The following is a 12,374-nucleotide window of genomic DNA, read 5'->3' as shown; positions in this document are numbered from 1 at the left end:
GTATTAGTTCCATAAAAAATATCCTTATTTTTTATGTGTAACTATATATATATATATGATTTAGCTTAAATTTATAAAAATAACCACTTTTTAAATGAAAATTTTACTTAAATGCAATGAAGCTCATAAAATTTCCCCATTTAAACGTGCTCTCGACACGCTTAAAGCCAGCATTTAGGGCTAAGTTTCTATTTTCTTCTTCAGTGTATGGCACCAGCACATTTTCAAGCGCCTCTCTTTTTTGGGCGATCTCATAGCGTGAGTAGCCTTGCGCCTGCTTGTAGTCCTCGTAAATTTCTATGACGCTTTTAGTAAGTTTTTTATCTTCAAAGATGATCTTTTCACTAAACAAAAAGACTCCATTTTCATTTAGTCCGTTATAAATTTTTTGCACTAGATCTGCCCTTTTTGGTGGTCTGATAAACTGCAAAGTATAGTTTGCCAAAACTGCATCAAAGCCCGCTAGCTCACACTTTAAAATATCATCAAGCAAAAATTTTATCTTTGCTCCATAAGCTTTTGCCTTATTTTTGGCATTTGCTAGCATAGCTTCAGAGTTATCCACGCCACTTAGCACGAGGTCGTTTCTAAGGTTATTTAGTAAAAGCAAGCTATTTGCCGTCGAGCAGCCAAGGTCGCACACGCTTGCCTCTTTTGGCAAAATTTTAGCAAGCAACTTTGCATTTAAATTTGAGCTCACATCGTAAAATGGCACCGAGCGCGAGATCATATCATCAAAAACGCTCGCCACGAAGTCATCAAATTCAAACTGCTTGCTTATAGGCTCTTTAAAAATTTCATCTCTCATATACCAGCTCCATATCCGTCAAAGTATCTCATCGTCTCTCCATAAAAGAGATCGCACACGCCCACGCACTGCCTAGCCTCGTTTATATCGCGTTTTATCTGCTCTTTTAGCTCGCTAAGATTATTAAATTTTTTATTATCGCGCAAACGTTTTATGAAGCAAACAGCAACGTGCTTCGTCACCTTTGGCGCCACCTCGTCTAGGATGTGCGTCTCGACGCTAAAATTTCCATCCGTGCTAAGTCTGTTGCCTATAAAAGTGACCGAGCCGTAGGTGTATGAGCCCATCCTCGTTCTTGTCGCATAGACGCCCTCGCGCGGCAAAAGGTAGCTTTTTATATCTAAATTTAGCGTAGCAACCAGCTCTTTTGCGCCGATGCCCTGCCCTTTTATCACGTTGCCCTCGATCGAGTACTCCCTGCCTATTAGCCTGTTTGCCTCATCGATGTTGCCTTGGCGTATCAGCTCTCTGATGGAGGAGCTATGCACACCCATACCGTCATAGCAAACCTCATCAACGACGACCACCTCGCCATCAAAAATCCTCTTCAGATCGTGCTTGTCCCACGCTCTGTTTCTGCCAAATCTAAAATCAAACCCAACAACGATCTTTTTTAAATTTTTAAAATCACGCTTTAAAAGTGCGATAAATTCCTCGCCGCTAAGCCCTTTTATACTCTCAAAATCATACAAGAAGCAAGGATAGTTTGAGTACTCGGCTCGCTTTAGCTTTGGCGTTATGTTTGCCTTGTTTTTGTCGATGACGACAAGTCCGCCAAACTCGCCAAGCTGTTTTAAAAGCTGCTTGTGCCCCCTATGCACGCCGTCAAAGTGCCCTATCGCAACGGCTGTGATGTTATCTTTTGTTAAAAGCGTAGAAAAATTCGGCATTTCCTTCCTTTCCCTTGACCTCGCACTCTTTGCAAGCTATCAGTTCAAATTTCAAGCTACTTGCTAGCACTTCAAAGCGCTTCATCGCTAAATTTACAGCCTTAGCGTCGGTGACAACGCCTTTTTTGTTGCGTTTTACGCCAACGCCCACTTCAAACTGCGGTTTAAAAAGCATGATGATAAGCGAATTCTCACTTGCAAGCTCACAAATAGCAGGCAAAATTTCAGCCAAAGAGATAAAGCTCACGTCACAAGTTATTAGATCAAATTTATTTTGATGCGTTTTAGCAAACTCCCTGACGTCAGTTTTCTCATAAATTTTCACTCGCTCATCGCCTCTTAGGCTGGCGTCCAGCTGATCAGTGCCCACATCGACGCCAGTCACGCTCTTTACGCCACGCTCAAGTAAAATTTGCATAAAGCCACCAGTTGAGCTGCCGATATCAAGTGCGTTTTTGCCAGCTAGGTCAAATTTCATCGCTTCCAAAAAACTCTTTAGCTTAAGCGCGCCTCGCCCAACGTAAATTTCTTCAAGCAGCGAAATTTTAGCCTCGCTAACTTCGTTTGAAACCTTGGTGCAAATTTCGCCATTTGTTAGCACCTTGCCAGATTTAATGAGCTCGCTCGCCTTGTTTCTACTTATGTTTAAAACGCTTGCGACGTAGTTATCAAACCTCAAGTTTTAGCCTCTCATATTCGCTCTCATCGATCACCAGCACGCCTAGCCCATTTGCCTTATCTAGCTTGCTGCCAGCTTCTTCGCCAGCTAAGACGAAGTCCGTTTTTTTAGAAACTGAGCCAGAAACCTTTGCGCCAAAACTCTCAAGCTCCGCCTTTATCTCGTCCCTTGGGCGACTTAGCGTGCCAGTTATAACGACCGTCTTACCACTTAGCGCATTTGAGATGCTCTGCGTCTGCGTCACGCTTGGCTGCACGATCTGGCTAAGAGCTAAAATTTCTGCTCTATTAACCTCGGCAAAGTCGGTTAAACTATTTGCCATCTCCGCACCAAAGCCCTCGAGCGAGACAAGCTCATCAAAGCTAGCATCAAGCCAGCCCAGCCCAAAACTACTTGCAAGCTTTTTAGCTGCCACTTCGCCGATGTGCTCGCAGCCAAGACCCGTGATAAAGCGCGATAGCTCCGCACCTTTGCTAGCTTCGATCGCATTTAAAAGGTTATTTACCTTTTTCTCTTTAAAGCCCTCAAGCGCCATGAGATCATCAAATTTAAGGCTGTAGATGTCCTTAATGCAAGCAATCAACCCCTTGTCAAATAGCAAATTTACGATCGCATCGCCAAGTCCGTCGATATTTAGGCATTTTTTCGATGCGTAGTGAATTATTGAGCCCACCACTCTTGCCCTGCAGCTTAAATTTTGACACTTTACAAAGACCCCTTCATCAAGCAGGCGCGAGCCACAAACTGGGCAAAATTTAGGCCTCTCTATCGCTTGCTCGCTACCATCTCGCCTATCTTTAAAAACCTTTGTGATCTTTGGTATCACATCTCCTGAGCGGATGATGCCGATGTAGTCGTTTTTCATAACACCAAGGCGCTCGATCTCGTCAAAGTTATGAAGGGTGGCGGATTTTACATTAGCACCATCTATATTTACCTCATCAAGCACGCCAACAGGCGTCACCACGCCACTTCTGCCAACTTGAAGTGCCACGTCTCTTAGCCTAGTCACCTTTTCAATGGCTGGAAATTTAAACGCCACCATAAATTTTGGAAATTTGACCGTATATCCTAGCTGCTCGCAGCGCGCAAGGTCATTTACACGTATCACCATGCCATCCATCATCACGCTTTTTGCGTCGCGATTTGCCAAGAGCTCGTTATACGCAGCCTCAAGCTCATCTTTTTTTAAAATTTTGAAAAATTCATCCCTCTCAAAGCCAAGATCACGCACAAATTTCATCACCTCGCTGTGATCTTTTAGCCCAAGGCTCTGCTCGCCTACGCCCCAAGGTATGAAAAGCAGCTTTCTTTTTGCAGTAACCGCGCTATCAAGCTGTCTTAGACTGCCTGCGGCTGCGTTTCTAGGGTTTGAAAGTGGCGCCTCGCCATCTTTTGCGCGCTCTGCGTTTAGAAGCTCAAAGTCATCTTTTCTTATGACGACTTCGCCCCTGATTTCGATTAGCCCTTTGTAGTTAATGCTCTTTAAAACAGAATTTATCGTCCTTGCATTTTGCGTCACATCCTCGCCTGTAACGCCGTCGCCTCTGGTTATCGCCCTAACTAAAACGCCATTTTCATAGAGTAAATTTAGGCTCGCTCCGTCAAATTTTGGCTCGGCAACAAAGGTTAAGTTCTCTTTATCACCACGCTTTAGCCACGCATCAAGTTCGCCAAGGCTAAAGATATCCTCCATGCTCCACATGCGCTTTATGTGGCTTGCCTTGCTAAAGCCCTCTTTTACGCCTCCGCCTACTCGCTTAGTCGGCGAAAATAGCGAAATTTCGCTTGGATTTGCCTGCTCGAAGGCTAAAACCGCGTGATATAGCGCGTCATACTCCTCATCGCTTGCAAGTGGCTCGTCCTCGTCGTAGTAGGCCTTTGCCCACGCATTTAGCGTATCTACCGCTTTTTCATACTCTTGTTTTGTCATTTTTGCTCCAAATTTACACCGCATTTTATCTTAAACATACTTTATAAATGATCCAAATTTAACTCTCTCGCGTCACATAAATGGACATTTTTATAGACCTTTGCTATCTCGTCTCTAGCCCTCATCAGCGCAAAGCCAAGTAAATTTTGCCCGCGCCACTTCATAGGATTTTGCGCATTTTCATCGCTTGCGCCCAAGCCTATGCCCCAAATTTTATCAACCGGGCTTGCCTCAACTAAAACTTTGCTCCCAGTTTGTAGTAAAAATTCACGCAAAAGGGCATTTTGGCTAAATTTTAGATAGCTCGCATTTAGCACGACGCCAAATTTGACCTCGTCCCAGACCTTAGCATCAAAGCCTCGCACCTGCCTGCCAAGCGCCTTCATCTGCGCTGGATCTTTGGCGGATAAAATTTGTTTCAAAGCCTCTTTATCGCCAAAACACTCGGCTTTTTTAGCCATCATATATTGCTCGGCGCAAATGTATTTAGTTTCATCTTCCCAAAAGCTAGAGCTATACCACTGACTTAGGCAGCTTACGCTTAAATTTGCGCTTTTTTGATGACCCCAAAATAGTAAAAATTTATCCGTCTTGCCAGCGTTGTAGCGCTTTTTAAGCCATTTTAACTCATATCTAGGCTCACGCTCCCAAAGGTCGGTAACAAAATCATCCTTGATAAAAAGTGTGCTTTCATCAAAGCCTAGCCTCTCATCCCAGTATCCACGCCACGTCGCAGGCTCAGCGAAGAGCTGCTCGTATTGACGTTTTTCATCTTGGCTTAGCGTTTTTAGCCACTCTTTAAATTTAAACTTATAATCCTCGCCGCAGCCCATCCTCCAGCCGATAGAAAGGGGAGCAATCTGGGGAAATTTGATCCAAGGTGGCGGCAATAAATTTTTCATCTAGCCTCTTTTTAGCCAAGCGCCCTACCAAAGCGTGGCTTGGCTCATCGCCTCGTGCATATCAAAAAGCTGCTTATGCTCGGCCACATCGTGCGTTCTTATGATCTGCGCGCCGTTTTCGAAGGCTTTTAAGTGCAGATAAAGTGAGCCTGGCAAGCGCTCCTTGACCTCACTTGGATAATAGTGATTTATGACTGATTTGCGGCTAGCGCCGACTAGCAGCGGGCAGCCAAATTTCAAAAAATGCTCCAAATGCTTAATAAGCAGCAAATTTTGCTCAGCCGTCTTACCAAAACCGATACCCACATCAAGCACTATCTTTTTAGCGCCAAGCTCCCTTGCAAGGGCTATCTTTTGCTCGAAAAAGTCTGAAATTTCGCCAATTAAGTCGTTATACTTTGGCGCAATCTGCATGGTGGCAGGATCGCCTTGCATGTGCATCATGCAAAACTGGGCGTCATATCTTGCAGCAAGTGTGGCAAGAGAAGCATTTGCCGTTATGTCGTTTATCATCTTAAAACCGTGGTTTAGCGCAAATTCTAAGCAATAAGGATCAAAGCTATCAAGGCTAAATTTTGCCTTTTCGTGTAAATTTAGCTTGTAAATTTCCTCAACGATATCTTTTATGCGCCTAAACTCCTCCTCGCGGCCACAATACTCGCTCCCCGGCCTTGAGCTAACGCCACCAAGGTCGATGTAGTTAGCACCTGCTTCGATCATCGCTTCTATTTTTGCTATGCCATTTTGCGTATTTATGCGGCTTTGCTCGTTAAAACTATCTCTATTTATATTTGCAACGCCCATTATAAGAGGCTTTGCTGGCTTTATAAATTTAGTCTCTAAAAAGACGGCAAGCTTTTTAAGCCCAAAGTCTTGTAGCTTCTCTTTTTTAGCTAACTGCCTAAGCTGCGCATTTGTCGCCATTAGCAAGGCTTTGTTTAGGCTCTCGCGACCTAAAATCGTATCATTATGCGTCACCAGCTCGGCGCCGACACTTAGTGCGTCTTGTTTTAGGATATTTGCCGCTGGGGTTTTTATCTCCTCAATAAAAATAAAATTTATCTCGCTCTTTTCGCGCATGAGCTTTGCGCCAGCCGGACTTGGCGAGACGGCCTTGCAAATTTGATCAAAGTCGCTTTTGTTATTTATCTTATAAAATTTCAACGTCGTCCTTTCTCAAAGATAGTAAGCAAGAGTGGCGTTAAAACGGCATGAGACTTGGCGTTTAGATCGGCAAGCTTGATGAGCGAGAAAAAATACTCCATCTCATCGCCGCTAAATTTATACCCACTATCAACCGCCTTTGTCACGATGGCTCCGATAAGCTCTTTTAGCTCGTTTTTGCCAAATTTTTGCGCCTGCTCCTCTGCTATCTTTTGGTCGATAAAGCTTGTTAGCTCTTTTAGACTGAGCGATTTTAAATTTAGCTCCACACTCATTTTTGGCTTTTTGGTGAGCTTGTTTTCTATGAGCATCCTCGATCTTATCGTTGGTAGAAGTAAATTTTTACTCTGCGTTACTATTATAAATTTGATGTTTCTTGGGGGCTCTTCGATGATCTTTAAAAGTGCGTTTTGAGCCTCGGTGCGAAAAGACTTCGCTTCTATGACTAAAATTTTTTCATCTTTTTCGGCGATATAGGCTTCGGCGATGATCTCTTTTGCATTTTCAAGCAAAAAATCATCGCTTATAAAAAATCTTAGATTATTTACGCCAAACTCGGCTTCAAGCTTGGCTTTTAAATTTTCAAAATCGCTTGTTATGACGATTTTATTAAGCATTTAGAGCATCACCTTTGCAAAGAGCACGGCGTCTATGCTCTTGTCGAAAAGTTTATATAAATTTAGAAGTTTGATGTCTAAGTTTTCATCGCTCGAGCTTAGCGTGAAGCTGTTTTGCGCCTGCTCGTCAAAGAGCCACATATAGCTGTTTTCGTCAGTCTTGGCTAAATTTGCGCGCTTGTCTATACTCTTGCCGATGTAAAAAAATATGTAGCCATTTGGAAAGGCAAGGCTTAGCATATCTTTTAAAAGCTGTTTTTGCTCGTTTGTCTCGATGCTGTCAAAGGCTGGATAGAGCGATCTTAGGCTAAAAAATGGCAAAAACGGACGCTCGCTTTTTGTGCGGTTGATATTTCTTAAAAGATAGTTTTCAAACCACTCTCGCTCATCGTCGCAGATGACTATAAAAGCCTTGCTATCAAGCAAAAATTTAAGCCTAGATGCGAGCAAAGGCGTCCATTCGACGCGCTTCTCCTCCATCCAGCTCATATATCTTTCGCTTCTTATAGTCTCAAGCGTCCATTGGATAAAATCTTGCATTATTTATCTAACTTATACGCATCGTGAAGCACGCGAACTGCGAGCTCGCCATATTTTTGATCGACGATCATTGAAATTTTTATCTCGCTTGTTGAGATCATTTGGATATTTATCCCCTCTTTTGCAAGCGTCTCAAATGCTAGACATGCTACGCCGCTATGGCTCTTCATGCCCACGCCGATAACCGAGACTTTCACGATCGCATCGTCATACTCGACATGTTTTGCAGCTGAGAGCTTTTGCATAGTCTCTTTTGCTAGGTCAAGCTCGTTTTGTGGCACTGTAAAGCCTAAATTTGTCGTGCCGTCGTGTCCTACGTTTTGGATGATCATATCTACATTTATATTTTGATGAGCTAGAGCTGTAAAAATTTCAGCTGCGATGCCAGGCTTATCGACTACGCCTCTTAAAGTTACTCTTGCTTGATTTTTATCTAGTGCTATACCGCTTACTAAAACCGCTTCCATATTATCTTCCTTTGCTATTAATGTACCTTCGTTGTGGTTAAAACTGCTTCTTGTGATTAGTTTGACATTTAGTTTTTTTGCTAGCTCGACTGAGCGATTTTGAAGCACTTTCGCCCCAGCAGAGGCGAGCTCAAGCATCTCGTCATAGCTTATCTTTTCTAGCTTTTTTGCCTTTTTTTCTATCCTTGGATCAGTCGTATAAACGCCATCAACGTCGGTAAAAATTTCACACAGATCAGCTTCAAGCGCACCAGCAAGGGCAACCGCGCTAAGGTCGCTTCCACCTCTGCCAAGAGTTGTGATATCACCTTTGTCGTCTATGCCTTGAAAGCCTGCTACGACGACGATCCTGCCAGCTTTTAGCTCAGCTTTTAGCCTAGTGGTGTCTATCTTTTCTATCCTAGCTTTTGTATGCACATCATCAGTCATTATCCCAGCCATTGCGCCAGTTAGTCCTACGCACGCATAGCCTTTTGCATTAAGTGCAATCGTCAAAAGCGCGGTGGTTACTTTCTCTCCAGAGCTTAAAAGCATATCAGTAGCAACGCCGTCTGGGTGCTTTGAGAAATACTCACTATATTCAACTAATTGATTTGTAACTCCACTCATCGCAGAAACTACCACAACCACGTCAGCACCGCTGTTTTTAGTTTCTATGACCCTGTTTGCCACAGCTTCAATGCGCTCAAGCGTGCCTACGCTAGTTCCGCCAAATTTTTGAACGATTAACATCAAAAATATCCTTTCTCTTTAAAATAACTCAAAACTTTGTCATAAATAGGCTTTTTGAAGTGGTTTATCCCCTCTAAAGCCTTGTTGATATCTACAAATTTATACTCGCTAAACTCTGGATGCTCAGTCTTTAAATTTATGCTCGCACCATTTTTAAGCCTAACTAAAAAGTACTTTTGCGTCTGCCCATCAAATGGATAAAATCTCTTTGATGCATTTGCTGGAAAGTCGTAGCTAAGCCAATCAGGATACTCTTCTAAGAAGTCAAATTTATCAGTTCCGATCTCCTCTTTAAGCTCCCTTTTTAGCGCTTGTTTTGGACTTTCGCCTTCATCTATGCCACCTTGAGGAAACTGCCAGATATCGTCCATATCAACCCTTTTTGCGACTAAAATTTCGCATTTAAAAGGGTAAGAGCTAGACAAAATGACAGCTGCTACATTTGGTCTATATTTTTTTTGCATGTTTTTTCCAAAAAAATTTATTTGAGATGATAACGAAAAAGAGTTAAGAGATAGATAAATGAAGTTAGTTTTTGCGCCGTTTGTAATAAATCACACCTCCACTAAAAAGTAGCAAAACCACACCGCACGATGCTAGGCAAAATATAAATTTACCAAGCTCACCAAAGATATATCCAGCGTGCAGATCAAGCATAAATTTATAAATTTCAAATGACTTTGGCATGGCATTTTTTGAAATTTGCTCGCTTTTAGTATCTACTAAAAGCCTAACGCCGTCTCTCTCATTAGCTCTCTTTGGCAGGTAAAAGAGCATAAATTTGATGCCGCCGCTATTTGCTATAAAATTTAAAGCATCAAACTCGTCTCCAAATTTAGAGATGAAAATTTCATACGCTTTTTTAAGGTTTGCCACCTTTTGCTCATCGCTTAAACTAAAGCCATTTTTGTTTGTAAAATTTGGCTTTTTAAAGACCTTTTCTTCGCCATAAATTTGATTTATAACTTTAGCAAAGCTCTCATAAGAAAAGTAAAGCCCACTAATGCAAATCACGCTTAAAACGGCGCCAAGATAGATACCTAAAAAGCCGTGTAGCGAATACAAAAACGCAAATTTCTTTGCTTTTAAATTTAGTTTAAATGCCTCCCCCACCCTGCTTCTAAACCTCCAAAAATATATCACCGCCCCACTTATCAAGGTAAAAAGCAGCGCAAGCGTAGAGAGTGCTACTAGCTCGCTTGCAAATTTGCTCAAATTTTCATTTTTAAAAAGCGAAAGGGCTAAGTTTTTATGCAAATTTAAAACCAGCCCTATAAATTTCTCTGCGCTATTTTTGCCAGAAATTTCTCCAGTATAAGGATCTATGAAAAACGACTCAAACTCGCCATTTTCGTTAGTTCCGCTTATGACGTAAGCCTTGTTTGCCTCTGATTTTATCTTTAGGTAGCTAAGATTAAAATTTGGCTCACTTTTGCTAAAAATTTTTAAAATTTCATCTATCTCTAAAGGCTTTTTGCCAGCCACGACCTCATCTTTGCTAAAGATATCGATTATCTCATCGTGATACGAGATGATCGCTCCACTAATGCTAAGCACAAGAAGCGGCAAGGCAAAGATAAAAGCCAAGATAAGATGAAATTTTTTCAAAATTTTTATCATTTTAAAACTTTAGATTAAAGCCAAGTTCGATCTTTTGTCCGTCAGCTATCAAGATATCGTATCTGCCAGATCTTGTCGTAAAGTACTCATTAAAGAGGTTATAAACGCTCAAATTTAGACTGAAATTCTTTGTTACGTTGTAGTTTATACCAAGATCAGCGATCACATAAGGTCTGATGTCATCAGCATAGCTAAATGAATTTTTAGTCCTACCATAATAATTTATCTGAGACCAGAAATTTAGCCATCTGTTTAGCTCGTAGTTCGCTCCAAATTTAAATGTATGAAGCGGATAGTTGTTTAAGCTTTTGCCGATCTCCGCTCCATCTTTTTGCTTTGATCTTGTATAGACGTAGCTTTGATTTAGCCTAAGAGCGTTTGTTACCTGCCACTCATTTGTTAGTTCAACTCCGTAAATTTCTGCTTTGCCGATATTTACACTCTCCCAAATACCATTTGGATAAATTTTACCTTTATGTCTGCAAACGCTGCCTCTTGAGCAGATAGGGCTATAGCTTAACATATCTTTAAAACTTGTGTAAAAGCCAGTTAAAGACGTTTCAAAGCCTTCATTATTATTATAAACGCCACCAAATTCATAGCTCACGCTTGTCTCTGGCTTAAGGCTGCTTCTACCAAGTTGTGCTCCACGTCCTCCAGCAAATGGCAATGCAAGATCTTGTGTGCGTTGTTTGATGTCAGGCGTCGCGTATCCTGTGCTAACTCCGCCTTTTAGGGCAAAAAAGTCATTTAAGTTATAGATACCATAAATTCTTGGTGAAACATGTGAGCCGTAGTTCTCGTCGTAGTTATAGCGAATGCCAGTGCTTAAAATAAAGTCTTTTGTAAGGTGATAGTCATCCTCGCCGTAAAGCGAAATGTCATATCTTTTTACATTTGCAGCGTCTGCTGTGGTAGCCTTTTCATCAAGCTTTTCTTTTTTGGCGTTTAGTCCTAAAGTAAAGGCGTTGTTATCAGTAAAATATGAACCTTTTGTGTCGAAATTTAGTGTTTTTAGCTTCAAATTTTGTTGTGCTATCTCTTTTATCTTGCCGTAAGAGAGGTAGCTTTGAAGCAAGATATTATCAAGCCTTGCTTCGTGGCTTAAATTTATCACATCGCCCTTTATTCTCTCGATAGCAACCGAGTTAGTACCAGTTGATAGCGTTTTGCCTTTAGTTCTTTTATATTTCACATCACTTCTTGCAAGCTCAAGCGTGATGTCGTTATTTTCATTTGGTCTAAAAAAGAGCTTCGTGCCAAAATTTCTATCTTTTTGCTCTCTGTTTGCGTATGAGATTTTATCCTCTGACTTGTTTAAATTTTTGCCATAAACTGAGATGCTTAAAAGATCGTCTATTAGCCCAGAGTGTAGATAGAGGCTGTTATAAAACTCGCCGCTTATATTTTTATTTCTAGCAAATTTATAGCTTGAGCCAAGATTTGCATGAAAGTCGTTACTAAACTCATCTGTTATGATATTTATCACACCGCCCAGTGCGTCACTGCCATAAAGCGAGCTCATAGGACCGCGTATCACTTCGATACGGCTTATTGCACTTGCTGGTGGGATGAAGCTATATGAGCCTCCAACACTTCTTAGCCCCTTATAAGCGTTATCTCCTGGCACTGGCATGCCATTTACTAAAATTTTAGTAAATCTTGGAGAGAATCCGCGTATAGAAATTCCTCGTCTATTTGCCGCTTCGGGAGTCGTTCCAAAAAGGCTTGGCACGTCTTTTACCATGCTCTCAACATCCTTATGATTTCTCTTTTCTAGCGCATCTTGAGTGATGACACTAAGCGTTGCTGGGGCGTCTTTTATATTTTGCTCAAAGCCAGTTGCACTCACTACTTTAACCTCTGGTAGAACTTTATCTTCATTTGCAAAAAGCGGTAAATTTATAAAAACTGCCGCACAAATAGAAATTTTTAATAGACTTCTCACAAAAAACTCCTTATTAAAATTTAAATCATATTTTACTAAAATTAAATAATCGTTATCAATATCAGACATAACGC

Annotated in this window: 12 protein-coding genes; all 12 read right to left on the bottom strand. The window is 41.5% G+C overall.

Annotated elements, in window-relative coordinates; genetic code table 11:
• Positions 1 to 103 precede the first annotated feature (103 nt).
• Positions 104 to 808: a carboxy-S-adenosyl-L-methionine synthase CmoA gene (gene cmoA, locus CYP84_RS04495; protein WP_103636813.1), complete on the bottom strand. Its 705-nt coding sequence runs from the start codon at positions 806 to 808 to the stop codon at positions 104 to 106.
• Positions 805 to 1,698, bottom strand: a complete 894-nt coding sequence (locus CYP84_RS04490; RefSeq protein WP_103636812.1) for a bifunctional riboflavin kinase/FAD synthetase — start codon at positions 1,696 to 1,698, stop codon at positions 805 to 807. Before CYP84_RS04490 ends, cmoA begins: the two co-directional genes overlap by 4 nt.
• The gene (gene tlyA, locus CYP84_RS04485) at positions 1,664 to 2,377 is read right to left on the bottom strand and encodes a 23S rRNA (cytidine-2'-O)-methyltransferase TlyA (RefSeq protein ID WP_103636811.1); all 714 of its coding nucleotides are present in this window, start codon (positions 2,375 to 2,377) and stop codon (positions 1,664 to 1,666) included. The genes CYP84_RS04490 and tlyA overlap by 35 nt, the downstream gene beginning before the upstream one ends.
• The gene (ligA, locus tag CYP84_RS04480) at positions 2,367 to 4,310 is read right to left on the bottom strand and encodes an NAD-dependent DNA ligase LigA (protein ID WP_103636810.1); all 1,944 of its coding nucleotides are present in this window, start codon (positions 4,308 to 4,310) and stop codon (positions 2,367 to 2,369) included. Before ligA ends, tlyA begins: the two co-directional genes overlap by 11 nt.
• Positions 4,311 to 4,351: 41 nt before the next feature.
• Positions 4,352 to 5,212, bottom strand: a complete 861-nt coding sequence (locus tag CYP84_RS04475) for an NADAR family protein (RefSeq protein ID WP_103636809.1) — start codon at positions 5,210 to 5,212, stop codon at positions 4,352 to 4,354.
• Between the two features lie 24 nt (positions 5,213 to 5,236).
• Complete coding sequence (folP, locus tag CYP84_RS04470) at positions 5,237 to 6,376, bottom strand: dihydropteroate synthase (RefSeq protein WP_103636808.1); 1,140 nt, start codon at positions 6,374 to 6,376, stop codon at positions 5,237 to 5,239.
• The gene (locus tag CYP84_RS04465; RefSeq protein ID WP_103636807.1) at positions 6,373 to 6,993 is read right to left on the bottom strand and encodes a DNA polymerase III subunit delta'; all 621 of its coding nucleotides are present in this window, start codon (positions 6,991 to 6,993) and stop codon (positions 6,373 to 6,375) included. Before CYP84_RS04465 ends, folP begins: the two co-directional genes overlap by 4 nt.
• Complete coding sequence (locus CYP84_RS04460; protein WP_009294158.1) at positions 6,994 to 7,533, bottom strand: HobA family DNA replication regulator; 540 nt, start codon at positions 7,531 to 7,533, stop codon at positions 6,994 to 6,996. It abuts the gene before it with no gap.
• Positions 7,533 to 8,732, bottom strand: coding sequence for an aspartate kinase (locus CYP84_RS04455; protein WP_103636806.1), 1,200 nt, complete (start codon positions 8,730 to 8,732; stop codon positions 7,533 to 7,535). The genes CYP84_RS04460 and CYP84_RS04455 overlap by 1 nt, the downstream gene beginning before the upstream one ends.
• The gene (locus CYP84_RS04450; protein ID WP_021087786.1) at positions 8,732 to 9,196 is read right to left on the bottom strand and encodes an RNA pyrophosphohydrolase; all 465 of its coding nucleotides are present in this window, start codon (positions 9,194 to 9,196) and stop codon (positions 8,732 to 8,734) included. Before CYP84_RS04450 ends, CYP84_RS04455 begins: the two co-directional genes overlap by 1 nt.
• Before the next feature lie 64 nt (positions 9,197 to 9,260).
• A complete protein-coding gene (locus tag CYP84_RS04445) occupies positions 9,261 to 10,352 on the bottom strand; it encodes a PepSY-associated TM helix domain-containing protein (RefSeq protein WP_103636805.1) in 1,092 nt (363 codons plus the stop codon).
• Between the two features lies 1 nt (position 10,353).
• Positions 10,354 to 12,300: a TonB-dependent receptor domain-containing protein gene (locus CYP84_RS04440; RefSeq protein ID WP_103636814.1), complete on the bottom strand. Its 1,947-nt coding sequence runs from the start codon at positions 12,298 to 12,300 to the stop codon at positions 10,354 to 10,356.
• Positions 12,301 to 12,374: the final 74 nt, after the last annotated feature.

It is taken from the genome of Campylobacter concisus (genome assembly GCF_002912425.1).
Lineage (GTDB): Bacteria > Campylobacterota > Campylobacteria > Campylobacterales > Campylobacteraceae > Campylobacter_A > Campylobacter_A concisus_AH.
The sequence above is the reverse complement of the archived record's forward strand: the minus strand, read 5'-3'. Positions and strand labels throughout refer to the sequence as shown.